This is a genomic window from Bifidobacterium hapali, assembly GCF_002259755.1.
GTDB classification, from domain to species: domain Bacteria; phylum Actinomycetota; class Actinomycetes; order Actinomycetales; family Bifidobacteriaceae; genus Bifidobacterium; species Bifidobacterium hapali.
On sequence record NZ_MWWY01000021.1, the window covers coordinates 131,890 to 154,095 of the forward strand.

General features: G+C 55.0%; 16 protein-coding genes and 2 rRNA genes. 4 read left to right on the plus strand and 14 right to left on the minus strand.

What is annotated here, in order from left to right:
* The first annotated feature begins 545 nt into the window (after positions 1 to 545).
* The gene (ettA, locus tag BHAP_RS05160; RefSeq protein ID WP_094729664.1) at positions 546 to 2,222 is read left to right on the plus strand and encodes an energy-dependent translational throttle protein EttA; all 1,677 of its coding nucleotides are present in this window, start codon (positions 546 to 548) and stop codon (positions 2,220 to 2,222) included.
* 232 nt (positions 2,223 to 2,454) lie between these two features.
* On the opposite strand, the gene map is transcribed toward ettA, so the two are convergent.
* Together map and BHAP_RS05170 are read right to left on the minus strand one after the other, a co-directional pair.
* The gene (gene map / locus BHAP_RS05165) at positions 2,455 to 3,237 is read right to left on the minus strand and encodes a type I methionyl aminopeptidase (RefSeq protein ID WP_094729665.1); all 783 of its coding nucleotides are present in this window, start codon (positions 3,235 to 3,237) and stop codon (positions 2,455 to 2,457) included.
* Positions 3,238 to 3,302: 65 nt separating this feature from the next.
* Positions 3,303 to 4,232 carry an HdeD family acid-resistance protein gene (locus tag BHAP_RS05170; RefSeq protein WP_094729666.1) on the minus strand — a complete coding sequence of 310 codons (930 nt, stop codon included), beginning with the start codon at positions 4,230 to 4,232 and terminating at the stop codon, positions 3,303 to 3,305.
* A 156-nt stretch (positions 4,233 to 4,388) separates the two neighbouring features.
* Between BHAP_RS05170 and BHAP_RS05175 the strand changes: the two genes are divergently transcribed.
* On the plus strand, positions 4,389 to 6,470 hold the full coding sequence (locus BHAP_RS05175; RefSeq protein ID WP_094729667.1) for a M13 family metallopeptidase: 2,082 nt from the start codon (positions 4,389 to 4,391) through the stop codon (positions 6,468 to 6,470).
* Positions 6,471 to 6,721: 251 nt separating this feature from the next.
* Here the strand turns inward: BHAP_RS05175 and BHAP_RS05180 are convergent, their stop codons facing one another.
* The 4 genes from BHAP_RS05180 to BHAP_RS05195 all read right to left on the minus strand — a co-directional run bounded on the left by BHAP_RS05180 (position 6,722) and on the right by BHAP_RS05195 (position 12,022).
* Positions 6,722 to 7,477 (minus strand): single-stranded DNA-binding protein, encoded by a 756-nt coding sequence (locus BHAP_RS05180; RefSeq protein WP_094729668.1) that lies wholly within the window; start codon positions 7,475 to 7,477, stop codon positions 6,722 to 6,724.
* 350 nt (positions 7,478 to 7,827) lie between these two features.
* Positions 7,828 to 9,630, minus strand: coding sequence for a proline--tRNA ligase (locus BHAP_RS05185; protein ID WP_169713169.1), 1,803 nt, complete (start codon positions 9,628 to 9,630; stop codon positions 7,828 to 7,830).
* 86 nt (positions 9,631 to 9,716) lie between these two features.
* Positions 9,717 to 11,258 (minus strand): proteasome ATPase, encoded by a 1,542-nt coding sequence (gene arc / locus BHAP_RS05190; protein ID WP_094729669.1) that lies wholly within the window; start codon positions 11,256 to 11,258, stop codon positions 9,717 to 9,719.
* A gap of 59 nt (positions 11,259 to 11,317) precedes the next feature.
* Entirely contained in the window at positions 11,318 to 12,022 is a 705-nt protein-coding gene (locus BHAP_RS05195) for a DedA family protein (protein WP_094729670.1), read from the minus strand.
* A gap of 149 nt (positions 12,023 to 12,171) precedes the next feature.
* Between BHAP_RS05195 and serB the strand changes: the two genes are divergently transcribed.
* Complete coding sequence (gene serB, locus BHAP_RS05200; RefSeq protein ID WP_420807713.1) at positions 12,172 to 12,783, plus strand: phosphoserine phosphatase SerB; 612 nt, start codon at positions 12,172 to 12,174, stop codon at positions 12,781 to 12,783.
* A 75-nt stretch (positions 12,784 to 12,858) separates the two neighbouring features.
* Here the strand turns inward: serB and fmt are convergent, their stop codons facing one another.
* The 6 genes from fmt to rpoZ all read right to left on the minus strand — a co-directional run bounded on the left by fmt (position 12,859) and on the right by rpoZ (position 20,270).
* A complete protein-coding gene (gene fmt, locus BHAP_RS05205; RefSeq protein ID WP_094729672.1) occupies positions 12,859 to 13,830 on the minus strand; it encodes a methionyl-tRNA formyltransferase in 972 nt (323 codons plus the stop codon).
* 72 nt (positions 13,831 to 13,902) lie between these two features.
* Complete coding sequence (locus BHAP_RS05210) at positions 13,903 to 14,616, minus strand: HAD family hydrolase (protein WP_094729698.1); 714 nt, start codon at positions 14,614 to 14,616, stop codon at positions 13,903 to 13,905.
* Positions 14,617 to 14,708: 92 nt separating this feature from the next.
* Positions 14,709 to 17,087, minus strand: a complete 2,379-nt coding sequence (locus tag BHAP_RS05215) for a primosomal protein N' (protein WP_094729673.1) — start codon at positions 17,085 to 17,087, stop codon at positions 14,709 to 14,711.
* An 83-nt stretch (positions 17,088 to 17,170) separates the two neighbouring features.
* Positions 17,171 to 18,475, minus strand: a complete 1,305-nt coding sequence (locus BHAP_RS05220) for a class I SAM-dependent methyltransferase (RefSeq protein ID WP_094729674.1) — start codon at positions 18,473 to 18,475, stop codon at positions 17,171 to 17,173.
* 86 nt (positions 18,476 to 18,561) lie between these two features.
* Complete coding sequence (metK, locus tag BHAP_RS05225; protein WP_094729675.1) at positions 18,562 to 19,776, minus strand: methionine adenosyltransferase; 1,215 nt, start codon at positions 19,774 to 19,776, stop codon at positions 18,562 to 18,564.
* A 209-nt stretch (positions 19,777 to 19,985) separates the two neighbouring features.
* Positions 19,986 to 20,270: a DNA-directed RNA polymerase subunit omega gene (gene rpoZ, locus BHAP_RS05230; protein ID WP_094729676.1), complete on the minus strand. Its 285-nt coding sequence runs from the start codon at positions 20,268 to 20,270 to the stop codon at positions 19,986 to 19,988.
* A 215-nt stretch (positions 20,271 to 20,485) separates the two neighbouring features.
* Here rpoZ and BHAP_RS05235 point away from each other — a divergent pair, with 215 nt between their 5' ends.
* A complete protein-coding gene (locus BHAP_RS05235) occupies positions 20,486 to 21,337 on the plus strand; it encodes an SDR family oxidoreductase (RefSeq protein WP_244569309.1) in 852 nt (283 codons plus the stop codon).
* Positions 21,338 to 21,640: 303 nt separating this feature from the next.
* On the opposite strand, the gene rrf is transcribed toward BHAP_RS05235, so the two are convergent.
* Both rrf and BHAP_RS05245 read right to left on the minus strand, forming a co-directional pair.
* Positions 21,641 to 21,757, minus strand: a 5S ribosomal RNA gene (gene rrf, locus BHAP_RS05240).
* A gap of 172 nt (positions 21,758 to 21,929) precedes the next feature.
* A 23S ribosomal RNA gene (locus BHAP_RS05245) occupies positions 21,930 to 22,206 on the minus strand; the annotation flags it as partial.

The window sequence follows — 22,206 nt, forward strand, 5'->3', positions numbered from 1 at the left end:
ATTCGCAAACTGAGAGGCAGTGCCCATGATCTGCACCACTCATATATACCCCCGAAAGACCATATATAGTCACTTCGGGGGTCTACGTTCATTCTTCGACTGCCTCTCAGTTTGCAAATCAACCTGAGAAAAACACAAAATCTGCCTCTCAGTTTGCACATTGCACATCAACAGCAGCAATATTTTCATCCTCAAGCGGTCGCATGTCACGAATAATGGCAGCCCATCCGAGCTCGCCAGGCATGCGCATGAGACTTTCCGGCAATTCACAGCGCTAACGAGCATTGTCTACTGCCACCGCAATACTCGGCGCCCCACTCAGCGCTGTATGTGTTATACCATATACGACGAGGCGCGCAACCCACCGCTAGCCGCGCCATTCCAGCCCTTCCGTTACCATAGTGGGCGGTGGTTTGGCATGAAACCGATCGCCATGCGGACAAGCGCCGCGCGAGAACGATCGACTGGACAACGCAGTCGACAATCGACATGCACAAGCCAAGTAAACGGCGAAATTTCAACCTTTCGGTAAGGAGACACTGCAAGTGGCAGAATTCATTTACCAGATGATTAAGGCGCGCAAAGCGTTCGGCGAGCGAGTGATTCTCGACGATGTGACGCTGAGCTTCCTGCCCGGCGCGAAAATCGGCGTGGTCGGCCCCAACGGCATGGGCAAGTCTACGCTACTCAAGATTATGGCTGGCATCGAGACTGTCAGCAACGGCGAGGCATATCTAACACCGGGCTTCACGGTTGGCATTCTGCAGCAGGAGCCGCCGCTGGATGATACGAAGACAGTCGGCGAGAACATTAAGATGGCGTTCGGCCCGATCGCTGAAAAAGTGGCTCGCTTCAACGAAATTGGCGAGGAAATGGCCAATCCGGACGCTGATTTCGACGCGCTCATGGATGAGATGGGCAAGCTGCAGACTGAGATCGACGCAGCCAACGGCTGGGATCTCGATTCGCAGCTTGATCAGGCGATGGACGCTTTGCAGTGCCCTGATCCGGACACGCCGGTGAAAGTGTGCTCCGGTGGTGAACGCCGTCGTGTGGCACTGTGCAAGCTGCTGCTCGAAGCTCCTGATCTGCTGCTGCTTGACGAACCTACGAACCACTTGGATGCCGAGTCAATCTTGTGGTTGGAGCAGTTCCTACACCAGTACAAGGGCGCCGTCATCGCCGTCACCCACGATCGTTACTTCATGGACAACGTGGCCGAGTGGATTTGCGAGGTCGACCGCGGCCACCTGTACCCGTACAAGGGTAACTACTCCACGTACTTGGAAACGAAGGCCAAGCGTATGGAGATTCAGGGCGCAAAGGACGCCAAGCTCGCCAAGCGTTTGAAGGATGAGCTTGACTGGGTGCGCTCTTCGCCGAAGGCTCGTCAGGCCAAGAATAAGGCTCGTCTGGAACGTTACGATCAGATGGAGCAGGAGGCACGTAACAATAAGAAGCTCGACTTCTCCGAGATTCAGATTCCGGCTGGTCCGCGTCTGGGTTCGCTGGTACTTGAGGCGAATCATATTCATAAGGCGTTTGGCGACCGTGTGCTGATCGACGATCTGAGCTTCACTCTGCCGCGTAACGGTATTGTTGGTGTGATCGGCCCGAACGGTGTCGGTAAGTCTACGCTGTTCAAGACGATTGTTGGCTTGGAACCGTTGACTTCCGGCGAACTGAAGATCGGTGACACGGTCAAGATCAGCTATGTTGATCAGAATCGTGAAGGACTTGACCCGAACAAGAACCTGTGGGAAGCAGTTTCCGGCGGTCTTGATTTTATTGACGTAGCTGGTACCGAAGTACCGACACGCGCTTATGTGGCAAGCTTTGGTTTCAAGGGTTCCGATCAGCAGAAACTCACCGGCGTGCTCTCCGGCGGTGAACGCAACCGACTGAACCTTGCGTTGACCCTCAAGCAGGGCGGCAACCTGCTGCTGCTCGACGAACCTACGAACGATCTCGACGTTGAAACGCTCGAATCACTGGAAAATGCACTGCTCGGCTTCCCAGGTTGCGCTGTGGTGATTTCCCATGATCGTTGGTTCCTTGACCGCGTTGCCACGCATATTCTCGCGTGGGAAGGCGATGATGAAAACCCGGCCAAGTGGTACTGGTTCGAGGGTAACTTCCAGTCGTATCAGGAGAACCGTGTCGCGCGTCTCGGTGAAGATGCTGCGCGTCCTCACCGTCTGCATCGCAAGCTGACGCGTTAAGCAAACAGTCCTGTGGACTGTTTTAGCGTCAGCCGAGCCGTGACAGCGGCGAGGAAACACTAAGCCTCGCCGCCAAGGTGAGCCAGTAAACTGCGCGCGCAGCGCGTCCATAATTGCAGCGCAGACGATTGAGGGGTAGCAACACTCTTGGAACGTTCCAAAGGTGTTGCTACCCCTCAGTCAGCTTCGCTGACAGCTCCCCTTGCAAGGGGAGCCAAAATACTACTGTGGTTTACAGATTCGTGCGATCGGTGAGCACGATTGGGCCATTGTCCGTGATCGCAATCGTGTGCTCACTGTGCGCACCACGCGAACCATCTTGCGAGCGCAGTGTCCAACCATCTTTCGGATCCTGATAAATCTCGTCCGTAGTCTTGAGGAACCACGGTTCGATCGCGATCACGAGGCCCGAACGCAGACGGTAACCGTGATGAGCCTTGCCATCGTTTGGCACATGCGGATCGCCGTGCATAATATGACCAACGCCGTGACCACCGAATTCAAGGTTGATTGGGTAGCCATACGTGCGCGCAATATCACCGATCGTGTTTGAAATATCACCCAAACGATTGCCCGGACGCGCCACGTCAATAGCAGCTGCGAGCGCCGCTTCCGTGCACTTGATAATGCGCAAATCTTCAGGATCCTGATCTTTGCCAACGACAAAGCTGATGGCAGAATCGGCGACCCAACCGTCCACGTTGATCGCCAGATCGAGGCTGAGCAGATCACCGTCCTTGAGACTGTAGTCATAAGGGATGCCATGCAGGACAGCATCGTTTACGGACGTGCAGATATAGTGTGCGAACGGGCCCGTACCGAAGTCGGGAGCGTAATTCACATAACAGGATTCAGCTCCCTTGCGATCAACGATCTTCTTGTGCACGAATTCGTCAATCTCGAGCAGGTTGGTGCCAACTTTGGTGGTTTCACGAAGTTCCTTTAAAATACCGCCGACAAAACGGCCAGCGGGACGCATTTCCTCGATTTCATGAGGAGTTTTCAGTTCGATCATGCCGACTAGCCTACTCAATACACACTACTTCTGCCTGAGAACACATTCGGTAATCATGTAAGAAGCTACTTGCGAGGCTTGCCGAATGTGAACGCGCGTACCAGAGATGAAACACCCATCACAATCAGCGAGCATCCACCGAAGATAATAAGGAAGAGCATCGAGCTGACCGGGGAGAACAACAGCACTACACCGGCGATAATTGAGATAACCGCATAGACTTTCGCCCATCCAGATTTCGGCAGATGCCATGATTCAGCGAGCGCCATCACACCTTCCATAATCCAGCCGAAGCCAACGATGAGCGTGACGAAAATTGCGAGCGATGTGCCAGACAGTGCAGCGTTCTTGAGCATGATCACACCGCCGAACGCAAGCAGAACGCCAATGACAATATCGAGCATGCGCCAGCCTGCTGGCAAACCGATGGTTACCAGCGCACTGACGATACGGATAACTCCAGAGACAACAAAGTAAATACCGAGCGCTACCGCGAATACGGTGAGTGTTTTGCCCGGCCAGATCAGTAGCGCAAGACCGAGAATAACGGCTGCAATACCGATAACGCCGTACAAACCGCGGATTGCGTTCTTTGCATGCTGTGGCAGCATTTCCTCGATGAGCTTAAACGCACTGACCGGCTGCCATCCGCTTTGGCCGTTCGGCTGACCGTACGGACCTGACTGACCGGGCTGACCGTAGGGCTGGTACGCAAATGGCTGACCATAAGGCTGTTGACCCGCGTATGGACCGTTGTTGTTGGGCTGATACTGACCATATGACTGGCCGTAAGGCTGACCGGATTGACCATACGGCTGTTGCCCAGACGGACCCTGCCCGTTACCATTACCCTGAGCACCTGCACTGCCCGGCGCACCGTTCTGATTCGGTGCACCACCGTATGGATAATACTGACCGTTGGCTTGACCTTGCGGAGCGTACGCACCGTATTCCGGCTGCCCGTTCGGCGCACCGTTTGTATTCGGATCGCTCATCGTGACTCCTTGCCGTTAGTATCCACCGACATATATCAGTATCCAGTTTAGACACATTGTCTAATTCTCACTATGGGCATAATGCGACAACCTGTCTATTCGTGCGTAATACGTACGCTAATCTGTTTGTCACTTAACACGAATAGGCTGGACGCTATGACTACCACATTGACCTCCGGCCTCGATCCGGCCGCGTTTTCCTCCGTCATCACCCCGTCCGAAGACCTGTTCCGCTACGTGAACGGCCCGTGGATTGATACATACCGTCTGCCTGACGACAAGGCACGATATGGTTCATTCGACAAGCTCGCCGAAGATGCTGAAAGCCAAATCCGCGAAATCCTCGAAGATGACAACTGCCCTGCAGTAAAGTCGCGCGCACTATACCGTTCATTCCTTAACACCGATGCGATCGAGCAGGCTGGCATCACGCCGCTCAAGCCGATACTCGAAGCGATTGATAATGCCGAAGATAAGTCTGCTTTGACTCGTACGCTCGGCCAGTTCGATCCCACCGGTGCAACCACGACTCCGTTTGCGATCGGTATTTACGGTGATCCAGTCGCCCCGGATACGAACGTCGTCCATATCGAACAGTCTGGTATCGGACTGCCAGATGAAGCATACTATCGCGAGGATCGCTACCAGCCGGTGCGTGACGCGTATGTTGACATGGTTGCAAAGCAGCTTGCGAACGCTGGATACGGCGACCGCGACACTGCGCAGTCACAAGCAGAACGCTTCCTTGACGTAGAGACGCGTATTGCAGCGCATCACTGGGACAACGTGACGACACGCGACCCGCAAAAGACCAACAATCCTACCGATTTCGAGACGCTGAGCAGCGAGCTGGCACACTTTGATATCGCCGCATGGACTGAGGCATGGCAACATGCTTACGATGAAACAACCGCCGCAGCCGCGCGTCCCGTGAGCATGAGCGACGCACTGCGTCACGTTATTGTACATGAGCCGAGCTTCCTGACCGGCTTCGACACGTTCTGGGCTACCGCTGATCTCGACGATCTGAAGCTATGGGCACGCGTACATGTGATTATTGGCGCAGCATCGTATTTAAGCCATGAGTTCGATGAGACAAACTTTGCGTTCTACGGCAAGGTGCTTTCGGGAGCCAAGGTCCAACGCGACCGTTGGAAGCGCGGTGTGTCGCTCGTCAACGGTATTTGCGGTGAGGATGTTGGCCGCGAATATGTACGCCGTCACTTCCCGGAAAGCTCAAAGCAGCGCATGGAACAGCTAGTCGTCAATCTGATCGACGCATACCGTGTGTCGATCAGCGGCAGCACATGGCTGGGCGAAGAAACTAAAGCCAAGGCGCTCGAAAAACTGTCCAAGTTCACGCCGATGATCGGCTACACCGAGCACTGGCGTGATTACGCTGCACTCGACGTGCACGAAGATGCGACGCTGATCGAAAACATGGCAGCTGCAAGCCTGTACGAAAGCGGATATCAGATCGCCAAGGCAGGCAAGCCAGTCGACAAGGGCAAGTGGGAAATGAACCCACAAACCGTGAACGCATACTACGACCCGAGCAAGAACGTGATTGTCTTCCCGGCCGCAATCCTACAGCCTCCGTTCTTTAACCCGAACGCAGATGATGCCGCCAACTATGGTGGCATCGGCGCGGTCATTGGCCACGAGATCGGCCACGGCTTCGACGATCAAGGTTCACAGTTCGACGGCGACGGCAAGCTCAACAATTGGTGGACTGCCGAGGATCGTGCAAACTTCGAGCAGCGTACGAAGGCGCTCATCGAACAGTACAATGCGTTCGTACCGACACAGCTAGCCGAGAAGTACGCTGATGATCCAAGTAAAGCACCGCATGTGAACGGTGCACTGACCATCGGAGAGAACATCGGCGATCTAGGCGGCGTGAACATCGCACTCAAGGCGTATGCGTTCGCGCTTGACGATGCGGCTGGACGTCCTAAGGATGGCTCTCAGGAGGCTATCAAGGCGTCACTTGATACGGCTCCAACGATGGACGGTTTCACCGGTTTGCAGCGTTTCTTCCTCAGCTACGCTTCGATCTGGCGCACTAAGAACCGTGATGAACTGGCCGAGCAGTATCTGCAAATCGACCCGCACTCCCCTGCTGAATGCCGTACGAACGGCATCGTACGCAATGTAGACCTGTTCTACACCGCGTTTAACGTGCATGAGGGTGACGGCATGTGGCTTGCACCTGAGTCTCGTGTCTCCATCTGGTAACGTTCCGCACAAACTATCGCGTACATTCGCGTTTGGTATTCTTACAACCCTTGTTGCGTGGCGGTTTTCTCTCATTGAGCTGGTACTCAGTGAGAGAAAACCGCCACGCAACAGTATGTAGTGGCAGAAAACGCTCACTCAGACGGTATCAGTGAGCGTTTTCTGCCACTACATACTGACGGCGCTTGGGCATAAGCCATTCCACGGCTGATCACGGGCATGAGCATGACGCATATAGAGCAGTATGTTTGTCATAGGAATACTTCGTCACCTCCAAAATCGTCGGTTGGCGGTTCGCTGGGTGGCGGCACACCGTCGTCGGTCGCAAGGTGCTCTTGCGATTGGTCGGGCTGAGTATTACCAGTTGGCGGTGATGTCTCTTGTGCAGTCGCGTTTTCCTGCCCACTACTCATCATCACCGGTTCAGCATTAGTATTGCTACTGCTCTCTCGAACAGACGTATCGATCTGCGCTCCAGCGTTGGCATATGGGTCATGCGCAAGCGCATCTGTCACGGTAGTCCCCTGAATATTGGCACCCAAGCTGGCACCCATACCCGGACTGTGTATCGTCGCACCACTGACTCCAGCCGCTGATGCCGTCGTTGGCGCGGCACTACCATTTGCAGAAGTTGGAGTTTCTTTGCGATCGATATTGAGTCGAGCAGTGCCATAGTTGAGATCATGGCCCACATTGCTCGCTTCGATGACGAGTCGTGAACGACGGGCACCGCCATCCGTCTCCCATTCTTCCGTAGCGAGTACTCCCGTTACGATAACTGGTTCACCAATGCGCACGGATGACAGTACGTTAGATGCGAGCGCGCGGAACGTTTTTACGGTTATCCATGTGGTTGGTACGGATTTCCATTGACGATTGACGTCATAGTAGCCGCGAGTACAGCCGAGACGGAATGTGCAGATTGTAGGCGGAGCGTTGTTACCGTGCCCCTGCGGAATACTTCCGACTCGCCCAGTGATGGTGACAAGTCCTTGTTGTAATGCCATAGTTGGTCCTTTCGTCGCTGAAGTGGACTGCGTGAATCACAGAACGGGGACTCGTCGAGGTCCTCGGTGAGAGAGTGGAGGTGTAGGCATGAGGCCCCATCGTCAACCCGCTCTGTGATCCGCGCGGTGAATACCACTATGCCCTATGTCGACTGATGACCAAACGTTTTTTGGTATTGTGGACGCAGACTCAACTTACCGGCGTGTTGTGGATAAGTCACTGTGTGCAACTCGCCAAGTTATCCACATCAATCGATTGACGCCTGACTCACAACATATAGAAGGGGCTTCTCTGCGTGAGCAGAGAAGCCCCTGATCAATGGCTAATGTGCAAAGTCATCAAATGCCAATTACAGGCGATCGACAATCGCAGCAACCGCGTCGGCAACCGGCACGGCAACCGAATTGTTACCATCACGGTCGCGTACTTCGATCGTACCGTTGTTGACGGTATCGCGTCCAACGACAGCAATCAGCGGCACACCGATAAGCTCCGCATCCTTAAACTTGACGCCCGGTGAAACCTTCTTGCGATCATCGTAGATCACTTCCACACCGCGCGCCTCAAGGTCAGCAACAAGCTGTTCCGCAGCCTCAAACGCAGCCTCGTCCTTACCGGTCGCCACAACGTGCACCTGTGCCGGCGCAATCACCGACGGCCAAGCCAAACCGCGATCATCGTGATGCGTTTCCGCAATGCACGCGAGCACGCGAGACACGCCAATGCCATAGCAGCCCATCCACACTGGAACCGTCTTGCCGTTCTGGTCAAGCACCTTCAAATCCAGTGCCTTCGAATATTTCAGACCCAGCTGGAATACCTGACCAATCTCCACGCCGCGCTCGAAGCTCAACGGACCAGAACCATCCGGGCTCATGTCGCCGTGGCGAACCTCAACGGCCTCAACCACGCCGTCAGCCTCGAAATCACGGCCATAGACGAGGTTGTAGTAGTCGACCTCATCCTCGTCGGCACCGGTGAACCAGGCCGACCCCTTGACCACATGGGCGTCCACGAGGTAACGCAACGGCTCCTTCACACCGGCCTTCGCAGCCTGCGGACCGAGCGCCATGGGTCCGATGTATCCGGGCACCAGCTCCGGGTGGGCCTTGAGGTCCTCATCGGTGGCCTCCTCAAGCTCGGCAGGGGCGAACTGGGCCTCCAGTCGCTTCATGTCCACCGTACGATCGCCGGGAACGCCAACGATGATGATCTCGCGCCACGGCTCCTCATGCTCAGAGTCCTCCGGATGCTTGACCGCGATCACCACATTCTTGAGGATGTCGGAGGCCTCCCACGAACGACCGTCAGTGCGCGGATGATCGGCATTGGCACGCTCGATCATCTGATCGATGGTTTTGGCGTCCGGGGTCGGCTCCTTGGACGCGGCAGGCGTACCGGAAGCGTCAATTTCCGGCAGTTCAGGCGTATGCAGTGCCTCGACGTTCCACGCCTTGCCAGAAGGCGCCAGCGCAAACGTATCCTCACCAATCGCCATCGGAGCCAAAAACTCTTCCGATGCCGAGCCGCCCATCGGACCAGACATAGCGAACACCGGCACGTACTTCAGGTCAAGACGCTGGAAAATACGCTCATACGCGCCGCGCTCGTCCATGTACGCCTTGCGCATGCCTTCCTCGTCAATCGTGAACGAGTAGGCATCCTTCATAATGAACTCACGACCGCGAATCAGACCTGCGCGCGGGCGGAATTCATCACGATACTTGGTCTGAATCTGGTACAGCGTAACCGGCAGATCCTTGTACGACGAGTACATGTCCTTGACAAGCAGCGTGAACATCTCTTCGTGCGTCGGAGCGAGCAGATAATCGGCCTGATGACGATCCTTCAAACGGAAGATATTGTCACCGTATTCTTCCCAACGATGGGTCGCTTCGTACGGTTCACGCGGCAACAATGCCGGGAAGTGTACTTCCTGTGCACCGATACCGTTGATCTCCTCACGGATAATGTTTTCGATCTTGTTGAGGACGCGCAAACCCAGCGGCAGCCACGTCCAAATACCGGGCGCAGCTTTGCGGATATAACCGGCTCGCTGCAGCAGTTTTGCGGAATCAACATCCGCGTCGGCGGGGTCCTCGCGCAACGTGCGCAGGAACAGGGTGGACATACGAAGTGCTTTGGAACTCATGGATTCCAAGGTACTCAATCAAGCCGACAGGCAGGAGCTTGCGGATAGGATAACCACATCAGCACATGTGTTCGCGTGGTGCGCATTCACTGCGCCACGCGAACACGCACCACGCGCCCAGCATCCAACGCGTTGACGCGACTCCACTGTTGTGGGTCCGCATCCGCGATCGCGTCGCGCGTCTCCACAAACTCATCCTCAACCGCCTCACCGAGCAGTCGCATACCAATCGCCACCGGTGAACCAGACACGATCGACGCTTTAACAGCCTTCGTTTTCGCCCGATCTACAATATTGCGCAGCATCGCACCAGACGCTACATCAGCCAAAAATAGTGGCGTCCACACGCCTTGATCATTGCACAGATCACACAAGTGCCGTCGCGGCGAACGCTCATAACAATCGTGAACAAGTTCGCGCACAAGCCCAGCCGCATTCATGCCATCCTCTAGCGGCAAATCATCCGTCAAATAATGGCTCACAATCGCCGCCGCACCAGTCTGCCCAGGCCGCTCCACATGGATTTTCACATCGAGCCGGCCCGGTCGCAGCACAGCAGGGTCGATCATGTCAATGCGGTTTGAAGCACCAATGACCATCACATTATCAAGGCGTTCCACACCGTCAAGCTCAGTCAAAAACTGCGGCACAATCGTGGTTTCCACGTCAGACGAAACACCGGAACCACGCGTGCGCAGCAGTGAATCCATCTCGTCAATGAACACGATCACCGGTCGCCCATCCGCAGCTCGTTCGCGCGCCCGCTTAAAAATCAGTCGAATCAGCCGCTCTGATTCACCAACGAACTTGTTAAGCAGCTCCGGTCCTTTTACCGACAAAAATACGCCAGAACCACTCCCCGATCCTTCAGCGAGCGCATGCGCCACCGCTTTGGCAATCAGCGTTTTACCGTTGCCTGGCGGACCGTATAGCAGCACGCCTTTCGGCGGTTTCAAATCGTAGCGTTCAAACAGCGCGCGATGCAGGAATGGCAGTTGCACGGCGTCTCGTATGCGTTCGATCTGCTCGTCAAGGCCGCCGATATCCGCAAAGGTTACGTCTGGCGTCTCTTCGAGCACGAGATCAGCGTCGTCAGTTTCTGGCAGCACTTCGAGCGCGAGTCGGTCCGAAGGATCGACGATGACACGGTCAGACGGGTTGATTGACGCGCCAGCAAGCGCACTAGAGCGTCGAATAAGTCGCGGATTGCCAGACGCATCCGCAACGATCAACCGTCCATCAGCAAGCGGCTGACTGACTGTACGAACAGCACCAACCGTATCAGCACCACGCTGCTCAACTAGTACCATGTTTTCGTTGAGCATCACCGTATTGCCGGCAGCCAGTCGCGCAGCGTTCACGTTAGCTGCAACCGGCACGACCATGCGTCGCGTACCAGAGATCACTTCGGCACTGGCATGCTGAACACCGTCATCGTCCATGTGTGTCGCGTCGAGGCGCACCATCGTCGCAAACGTAAGCGGCGGCTGAGCGAGCTGCGCAAGTTGTGACTTCGCTTTCGTCAGTTCCTTACCTGCGCGAGTCAACGCCTGTGCGAGCGCATGATTGCGTTCCATAAGTCGATCATTGAGTTCGGCTAGTTCTTGCGCGCTCCTCTCGTCGCTCATACCAGACCTTTCTCTTGCGTTACTTGCGTTGCTTACGCTGCTGACGTTTGCGTTATTGGTTACCCACGCTGTTTACGTTCCATGATTATGCTACGGACTTTGCGAATAATCAGTATCGCAACGACCACGATGAAGACAACGATCACCACATCCTCGAACACACCAAGCGCACCTTGAATCGAGCACCACTGGTCACCGAGCACGTACCCGGTCGTCACGAGAATCGTATTCCAAACCGCTGAACCAAGCAGCGTCCATCCAGTGAACTGTACGAAATTCATGCGGTTGAAACCGGCGGGAATCGAGATCAGCGAGCGCACAACCGGGATTACGCGACCGATCAGTACCGACCACGTACCGTAACGGGTAAACCAATCGTTAGCCTTGTTCACGTCCGCGCGACTGACGCCGGGAATTACGTCGGCCGCGCGGTGAATACGATGCAAACCAACCCAACGCGAGATGCCATACAGGGCCCACGCGCCGAGCAGAGAGCCGACCGTCGCCCAAATAATCGCTTCGACAAGATTGAGCGTGCCACGCGCGGCAGTAAAACCGGCGAGTGGCAGAATTACTTCGCTGGGAATAGGTGGGAAAATCGATTCGAGCGCGATGGCAAGCGCTACGCCAATACCGCCGACCGTTTCCATGAGCGTCACTAGCCAGTCGGTAATCATACCGATCAGGCCAGTTTCGCCGGTGGTGCACACGGCGATATCGTTGGAGGCAAGAATAAATCCTGAATATGTCGCGGGAAAAGTCATAAGGGTCATTGTCCCAACGTTTTTCGACAATCAAAAGCATGGTTGAGGAAACAGTGCAGGATCTTGACACGTCAGCTAGTGCGCTTGAGACAGCTCGGATTACAGAGGCGAGTGTGCTGCCGACGCTTGCTGAGCCCGGTCTGCTCGTCATGGATGTGGATTCCACGTTGATTGACGAAGAAGTTATTGATCAGCTGGGCGAGGCTGCCGGCTGTGGCGCTGAGATTGCGGCCGTGACTGAGCGTGCGATGCGTGGCGAACTTGAGTTTTGTGAAGCGTTACGCGCACGTGTTGCGTTACTTAAAGGACTGCCGGTGTCTGTTTTTGACACGGTGTATCAGTCGCTGCATTTTACCAATGGTGCGTTGGAGCTGATTGACGAATTACATGCGCATGGTTGGAAAGTTGGCGTGGTTTCGGGCGGATTCCACGAAGTAGTGGACCGACTAGCAGCGGACGCGCATCTTGACTATTGGTTAGCGAATCGACTCGACGTTGTTGATGGAGTATTAACCGGACAAGTACTCGGCAAGATCGTGTGTAAGACTGTCAAGTTACATGCGTTGCAGGAGTGGGCCGGGCAATGCGGTGTACCGATGGCGCAGACTGTGGCCGTAGGTGATGGTGCGAACGATATTCCGATGATTCAAGCGGCTGGCTTGGGGATTGCGTTTTGTGCGAAGCCGAAAACTCAGCTCGCCGCGCATTATGCGATTAATGAGCGCGATCTTACGCGTGTCCTACTGTTACTGCGTCAGTAGCGTGTACCGGCTCCCCTTGTCAGGACAGCGCCTACAGGCGAGCCAGTAAATTGTCAACGTGCCACGACACGCCAGCTACGCGCAGTGCGCGCCTGTGGCGAGGCGTGCGCCACGTGCCCAATCAGCAGCACGCATAGCTTTTTTGCCTTGCGCTTTGACTTCGAGAAGCTCCAACGGTTCAGAAAGTGTGCCGACCCACACATTGCGTTTGCCGGCCGCAAGTACGCCTACACCAAGTTCAGTCGGTACATTCGAGTCATCCATATTGGCCGGCTGCGCACGTAACACATGCAGTGTCGTCGGCTCAGCACCATCTGTATCATCGGCATGTAACATGCACCACGCACCCGGATTTGGCGTGCATGCACGAATCTGACAATCCACATCGTGAACTGGCGCTTCAAACAGGATATGCGCGCTTTCTACCGTGATTTTTTCAGCTTTTGCATACTCGCCTTCCTGCTGTGGCACAGCGGCTGCTCGACCAGATTCGACCGCTTCCATCGCGCGCACGAGTACTGATGAGCCGACTTGCGCAAGACGGGCTAGCAATTCACCAGCTGTCTCATGCTGACCGATCTCAGTTTCCAGCTGAGCAACGATCGGACCTGCATCCATGCCGCGCGTAATACGAAATACCGTTACACCAGTGGATGTGTCGCCTGCCCAAATAGCACGTTGTGCGGGTGCTGCGCCACGCCACTTCGGCAGCATGGAAAAATGCAGGTTATACCAACCGAGCGGTAGCGCGTCGAGCACTGACTCTTTCAAAATCTTGCCGTACGCGACTACCGCAGCCGCCTGAGCGCCTGTAGCGATGAGTTCGCTGACGAAACACTCCTCAGACGGATCTGATTCGATGACTGGCAAATCAAGTTCGAGCGCAGCCTGCTTGACTGGACTTGGCGTCAAGCGACGCCCACGACCAGTAGGCGCGTCAGGGCGCGTCAGAACGGCAACAATCTCAATATGCTCAGTATCGGCGGCGAGTGCGCGTAGTGCTGGTACCGCCACATCCGGTGTACCAGCGAACAAAATCTTCAGCAAATCATCACTCCTTACATCTCATGCACGGCTCGTCATATACTCCTTCGCTACCAAGGGGTATGAGACTGTCCGTTATCGTACGTCGCGTACAGCGGGAATATTCACACCTTGGGCGATGAGAATATTACGCAATTTACGCGAATCTGAGAATCGAATACCGCGGATACCGGCCTCGTTCGCACCGACAATATTCATCGCCTTGTCGTCGATGAACACACTCGTTTCAGGCTTGATGCCGAAACGTTCGAGTGCCGCATCATAAATCTCACGATGTGGCTTGCGCAGTTTCACAAATCCAGAAACGAGCTTGCCGTCGAGCCGCTGCAAAATCTTACAGTTTTCTTCAGCACAATGGAAGAGTTCCTTCTCCCAGTTCGACAGACCCCACACGCCAATACCGGCAGCCTTGAGATCGTCAACAAGCACACGCATGCCTGGCACCACGCCAGTCAGTGAATCTTCAAAATTATCGACGTAATAGCGCAGAATATCAGCCCACTGTGCTCCATGCGTTTCACGCATCCATGCGATCGCCTCGTCTGGAGTCTCACCACCGTCCATGAGATCGTTAGCATCATAGAATCCGGAAATATCATTATCGAGGAATCGGTCAATCGTCTCCTGATCGTAACGTGGGATGAGCACGGCTGCTGGGTCCCAGTAAATCAGTACGTTACCGAAGTCGAAAATCACGTCGGTGATCGGCTTGCCTGCAGCTGATGCAGCGTTACCGTCCGCCATCAGCACATCATGTTCCATGTCCGGCTCTCCCGGCCAACCTTTCATGAGATCCTCCATTTTCCGCACAATATTGCACAGCATTCGCTCACTATCGTCCCATGTCGCGCCGACCATCCGCCCATGGGAACACGCGCAGGTTAAATAAGGTCCTTGGGATCGAGCCGGAACCGCAACTCGCCAGGCTCGCGCGCCGCAACATGGCGGGAAACAACCGTGCGCAGTCGAATCGCAAGCTCAGCACGATGCGACTGCGCCACGCGTACCACTGCTTTGACTCGATCAGCAGTACCATCGAGTTCACGCGCACTGATTGTCGCCGGCTGTGGAATCGGTACCGGACCAAGCACAGCCGGCAGATCATTGACAACGGACCAGTCGCCAGTTAATACACCGATATCGGCCAGCGCATGCATCACCACGTCGCGACGACCCCATACACAGGCAGCCGCAACAACCGGAGGCAACCCAGTTTCCTCACGTTCTTCAATCTCGCGGCTTGCCAACAGCGACGAATCCCACAACATCAGCGAACGCGCGATCACCGGATCAGTTTCACCGATGAGCAGTCCCTGCCCGCCGCGCGAGCGGGGTGCGCATAAGGCCATCGCACGCATCCATGCGGCGAGCGCATCGCAACGCGCGTCCACGCCGGGTGCGTACAAGCTCGTCCACGCGTCGAGAATTGCAACTGCGCGGTATTCGCCGAGACCATTAGGACTAGGACCGCCCGACACCGCAGCAACGCGCGGCTCACAGCCCGGTGTTGCGATGACGATTTGCGGGGTTGCGGCGATTGTCTCGACCACACCGCGCGGTTGACTGTGCGAGGACACAACGATCGGCACGCCTCGGAACAGTCCGGCTAGTTCCCGCGCAGTTCCAGCTGCTCCGACGCGTACGACACGAAGACGATCATTGCCGCATCCCGGGCATGTCCAGTTGACAATTGCTACACCGCACCACCGGCAGCGAATACCGCCAGACGTTGCTTCGCGCGGGGCCGGACCGCTGCCAAGGGCGCCACCACCCACACCGGGATGTTTCACAGCATGTTCCACGACTTGTTCGAGCGGTCCAGTACACCGCGGACAGCGTGCTTGGCGGTGGCACCGCGCGCAGCTCAACGCTTGCGTAATCCCATCGGCTGGAATTGACAGTAATACTGGGCCGGTTGCGAGCGCATCAGTTAAGATACGCACCGCCGTATGCGGTACGCGAGCACCAATACTCGGATCAGCAAGGCGTGCAAGCTCGTCACGGTTCAGCCAACGTATCCAAGGGCTCGCGTCTTTGACAACAGCTGGTAATGGGCGAATCGCACTGGAAAAACCGCTCGTCGGCGTCTCACGAACCACGCTGGGGTCACCGGCGCCATTCGTCTCCCACTGGCTAATCGGACTGCGCACATTCGCAAAGCTGACGAACACACCGCCATGAGCTTTCGCACGCAACCGTAGCACACCGCGCGCATTCGGATATGGCATAAAACCATCCATATTTTGATACGCAAGATCGTCAACGATCGCAAATAACGCAGGCCCTTCAACTGGCGCATACATCGCCGATCGCGCGCCAATCGCGCAGCGCACCTGTCCACTCGCCACCGCTACATACGCACGATATCGCTCAGCCGGCGGCACTGAACCACCGTCGAGCACCACAAAATCACCTTGATATTGGCCATGCGTAGCTTGATCGGGCGCAAATTGGCGCAATCCACATGTCGTAAGCGTACGAGCAAGATCTTCGACCTCGCGCGAAGTTGGCAACACTACTACAGCCGACTTGCCGGCTAACATTGCGGTCATCATCATCCATGTAAGATCGCGCGCCCACTGCTGTGCGCCGGGCATCGCATCAACTACAAACGAAGCAAATCCGCTGCCTTCCAACGCGTCACGCAGACGTTCAGCACCATCGTACGATTGCCGAATCCGCGCAAATCCAGTATCGCGAGCCTGCTTATGCTGTTCGTGCGCATCATACAAACGGTAACCTTGTGTACTGTGACCCTGCACACCTCGCACGTCTTGCGCAGAGCCGAACGGTGTACTGCGCTCTCGACCTGACGCCACGCGCTGTTCTTGATCAACACTAGCCACGCGCGGCGGCACTGCGAACCGCAGAATATTCGCACGAGTGCCACCATACGCGTCGGCAATCAGCGTAATATCTTCACGCATCGATGCCGACACGAGTGGCGCCGGAGTGAGTACACGTTCAATAAACCGCAAGGATGATGCCGCAGTTTCGCTAGTAGCAACACGATTCCAGACAATACCGTTGACACGCCGTCCGCCGAATCGTACGCGTACCATTACGCCGGGCTGCACCGCTTCAGACTGGCGCTCGTCAATGAGATAGTCAAACGTTCGACCCAAATGCGTAGCTTGCACGTCGAGTACAATCTGTGCAATCGGACGGTCAGCGGCTGGAGTTTTGGCCGCGGACGTGCGACGACGCTTCGGGGATGCGAATCCGTCAAACGTCAACTGTTCGGCATGGGGAGCGGTCATAGCTCTCTGTTCTACCACAGAATCTACGCAGATCGCTCCCCATGCGCGTTGAGTTAGCTCAGCTCAAACTCAGCGAGTCAATCTCATGCCTGCCACCACGGACGCAACGGATACCACTTGCCATCCGGATGGCCCACACGATCAGGCTTCACCGCAAGGAACTGATGCACCTGAATACCGTCGAGTTCAAAGTTCAACGCGCACGCAGCCATGTACAAGCCCCATACTTTCGCACGCTCAAAACCGACCTCTTCAACAGCCTCATCCCAATGCTGCGCAAGGTTGTGATTCCAATGATGCAAGGTGAGCGCGTAATGTTGACGCAGATTCTCCTGATGCACCACGTTAAAACCGGCATCGTGAATGCACGATTCGATGAAGCCAGGCGCGCCAAGATCGCCATCCGGGAAAATATAGCGGTCGAGGAACTCGTCAGTACCAGGCTTGCCGTCCGGCTTGTCGTGGCTGATCGTGATCTGATGGTTGAGCAGACGACCACACGGCTTAAGGAGCTTAAACATCTCCTCAAAGTAGCTTTGATAATTCTTCACGCCCACATGTTCCATCATGCCGATCGAACAAATACCGTCAAAATCACGCTCAGGCACATCGCGATAATCCATCACTCGCAGTTCGGCAAGATCTTCAAGTCCTTCGCGGCGAATCCACTCCTGACCGTATTCAATCTGTTCCCTCGACAGCGACACACCGAGCGCGTGAATACCGCGCTTCGCAGCCTCAATCACCAGTGATCCCCAACCGCAACCGATATCGAGCAGACGATCGCCGGGTTTCAATCCCAGTTTGTCAAGTACCAGTCGAATCTTGTTGAGCTGCGCGTCTTCGAGACTTGTGTCTTCCGTTGGGAACACCGCGCACGTGTATGTCATGGTCGGCCCGAGGAAGTTACGGTAGAACTTGTTCGACAGATCGTAATGGAAACTCACGGTTTCGCTGTCAGCTTTTTCCGTATGAGGCAGCAGACCTGACTTAATACGTGCGAATTTCGACGGTCCTTCCGTCTTCGGCACCGGCGGTTTGTGATAGCCGTGACTTAAGATCGCGCTGCCGACCTTGGCTATACGGAGCGCGGATAATGTCTTGACATACGGCGCGACTGACAGAAGCTGCCGCAATTGCGGATACGGGTCCGCATAGTCAATGCCTTTGATATCGAAGTCACCAAGCACATACGCTCTTACTACGCCGATTTCGTTGGGATGCGTAAGTAGTTGGTATACTGCGTTCGGATTGTTGATCGTAACAACTAGATCAGCTGTGTCTGGACCAAACGTTGATCCGTCGAATGCTTCCACTCTCAGCAGCGGATTCGGTTCGATGAACTCGCCGACCATCTCGCCGACGGTCATTGCTTTGCCGTACCCCATGATGTCGCCTCTTTCATAGTAAGAGCCTGCCGCAATACGCATAATGCACATCGCAGCAGGCATATATGTTCATCGTCTAAACGCGATCACGCTTCAATCGCAGCTTTGAGCGCGTCAACCTTATCAGTGTGTTCCCACGTGAAATCTTCATCGTCGCGGCCAAAGTGACCGTATGCAGCAGTCTTCGCGTAAATCGGACGCAACAGATCGAGCTCGTCAATAATCGCAGCCGGACGCAGATCGAAGACTTGACGGACTGCGCGCTGAATCTGCTCACGCGTCACGCCACCGATTTCTGTACCGTAGGTCTCGACGTTCACGCTCACCGGGTCAGCTACGCCGATCGCGTACGCAACCTGTACTTCAACCTTGTGTGCGAGTCCAGCAGCAACAATATTCTTCGCCACCCAGCGAGCCGCGTACGCAGCCGAACGGTCAACCTTGCTCGGGTCCTTACCAGAGAACGCACCGCCACCGTGGTGAGCCGCACCACCGTACGTATCGACGATGATCTTACGACCAGTCAAACCAGCGTCAGCAGCAGGACCACCCAGTACGAACGAGCCGGTCGGGTTGACGAGCACACGATAGTCGTCGTGCTCAACGCTATCGCCAAGTACTTCATCGAGTACCGAACGAATGACATGCTCAGTCAGCTGTGCCTGCAGCCAGTCGTGCGTTGCTTCAGGATCGTGCTGCGTAGAAATCAACACCGTGTCAAGACGTACTGCGTGATCGTTCTCGTCATATTCGATCGTGACCTGCGTCTTACCATCCGGACGAAGATGCGCTACTTCGCCGCTCTTGCGAACTTGTGCAAGACGATATGCGAGACGATGCGCGAGATAAATCGGCAGCGGCATCATTGCAGACGTTTCATCAGTCGCGTAACCGAACATCACACCTTGATCGCCAGCGCCCTGCGCTTCATACCGTTCTTCGCGAGAAGCCTCAGATTCTTGTTCAGCGTTGAGACGAGACACACCCTGATTGATTTCCGCACTCTGACCGGTGATGGACACCAACACACCGCAAGAGTCAGCGTCCAAGCCGACTTCACTACTCGTGTAACCAATACGACGCACGACATCACGCACGACGTTCTGCACATCGCAGTAGCCTTCGCTCGTAACCTCACCGAAAATCAGGAACTGTCCAACACCCGCTACAGTCTCAACAGCAACATGCGAATGGATATCCTGCCGCAGCAGATCGTCCAAAATTGCATCGGAAATCTGATCGCAGATTTTGTCAGGATGACCTTCGGTCACAGACTCGGCAGAAATCAACCGACGCTCCATGTTCGCACCTTCTTTATGCCGCACTGTTCCCCATTCGCGTCCGTCGGCGGCAATAGCAGAGCGAATTTGTCCCTAGCAGAAACTGCTATTAGCACAAAATAGTACGCCCCATCGGCATATTCTGGTGAAGATTGTTCCTTCCAGAACATACCGATAGGGCGTATACGATATAATTCGCTGCGCACTCGCGGTGTGCAGCTTCCTGCCGATCAGTTGCCTTCGCTCAGATCATCCTCACCGAGCGTTTCCTCAAGCAGGCCCTCGTTGATTTCGCGGAATGCGATAGATAGTGGCTTCTCCTGATTCTGGTATTCAACCAGCGGGCCAACATTCTGCAGCAGACCTTCGTTAAGCTGAGTGAAATAGGAGTTGATCTGACGGGCGCGCTTCGCCGCGAAGATCGCCAGAGCGTACTTGGAATCGGCATGCTCCATCAGATCGTCGATCGGCGGATTCGCAAGTCCCTGCGGGTGGGGATCAGTGCCAAAAACCATGATGTTATTCTCCGAATCATCGACATGAGCGGTATCGCTCGTTCAACCTATTCAAGATACCCTGACCCCTCGTCTTTACTTGCGGCTCATGCTTGTGATATGGCATGTGAGCGTTGGACAACTATAGAAACGCCGACGGTCCGACCCTGCATGATACCCTCGAATAAGCGGCTATGGCAACGACGCTGAGTCGAAACAGGATGGGGGTTGGTCGTATGACCGATGCAACAGTATTTGATCAATATCCGTTGGACGAGTGGAAAGAACCAGATCATCGCATTATGCGGCGCTTTTCACTGGCTGGACGAAAAGGGTTCGTAACCGGTGGCGCGGGCGGCTTGGGTCGCAACGTTGCAGCTGCATGGGCGGAAGCTGGTGCGGACGTGGCGTTGGTTGATCTGCCAAGTACGCGTGACACGTTAGAACCGTTGGCTGCTGAGCTAGCGAAACGCTATGACGTGAACATTGTGCCATTGTATTGTGACGTGGCAGATCGTGAGCAAGTGGATGCGCTGAAAAAGTCACTGATTACAGCGCTGGGAACGGTAGATATTGCGTTTATTAACGCGGGTGTGAACGTGCCCGGCGATGATGCAGATGAACCGTATGAAGTATGGAAGAAGACGATTGATATCAACCTGACCGGCGCATATATGACTGCGCAGATTGCACAACATATTATGCGCGAACACAATCATGGTGGCTCGCTGATTTTTACTTCCTCATTGTCTGGGCACAACGCGAACTTCATTGGTGGAGGTCCCTCTCCTGTTGCAGCGTATGGTGCAACAAAAGCTGGTATTTACGAATACGCACGATATTTAGCGGCTGCACTGGCCCCATACGGTATTCGTTCAAACGCGATTTCACCGGGATACGTATGGTCTGGTATTTTCGATGGGCGGATTACGCCAGATGCTCATGATCTGATGATTGCACCGGTCCCGATGCATCGTTTTGGGACTAATGCTGAGATTGCATCCGCTGTCCTATTTTTAGCCAGTGATGCGGCTTCTTATGTAACCGGCATTAATCTTCAAGTCGATGGTGGCTATTCCGTGTACTAAACACAGTTTCCTTGGCTAGGCCAGCGGCTACACGTAGCTGCGTGGCGGTTTTTGCTCGCTGATAGTGATGTGAGTGAGCATTTTCTGCCAGTCACTAGTTGTAGTGGCGGTTTTTGCTCGCTGATAGTGGTGTGAGTGAGTGTTTTCTGCCAGTCGTTACGTGTAGTGGCGGATAATGCTCACTGACTAGGGTGTAAGCGAGTGTTTTCTGCCATGTGTTAGTGTAGTGGTTGTATTCTAGTTATAAGAGAAAATGGGAAAACCCGGGAGTGTGTGCTCGACCGGGTTTTCATATCACGTGTATAGCGGCGGTGTGCTACTCTCCCACACCCTAGCGAGTGCAGTACCATTGCCGTGCCAAGTCTTAGCTTCCGGGTTCGGAATGTTACCGGGCGTTTCCCCTGGGCTATGACCGCCGCAAATCTTCAATTAATACAGTCAGAAAAATCATGTTTTTTTCTGCTGGTCTTGTGATGGTTTGGGGACCGGATAGTAGACGCGATTCATCGTTTTCGTGATAGTTACTGCTCCTTGTTGGAGTTAGTTTGTAGCATAGTTGGATACTTGTCCAACCCAATGTTATGGGTTGAATATAGTGATTGTTGTTCCCTGTTAGTACCGGTCAGCTCCACCCTTTACAGGGCTTCCACGTCCGGCCTATCAACCACGTGTTCTTCATGGAGGGTTCAAACCAAATGGTTACGGAATCCTTATCTTGGAGCGGGCTTCCCGCTTAGATGCTTTCAGCGGTTATCCCTTCCGAACGTAGCTAACCAGCCATACCCCTGGCGGGATAACTGGCATACCAGAGGTTCGTCCACCCAGGTCCTCTCGTACTATGGGCAGGCCTCCTCAAGATTCCAACGAGC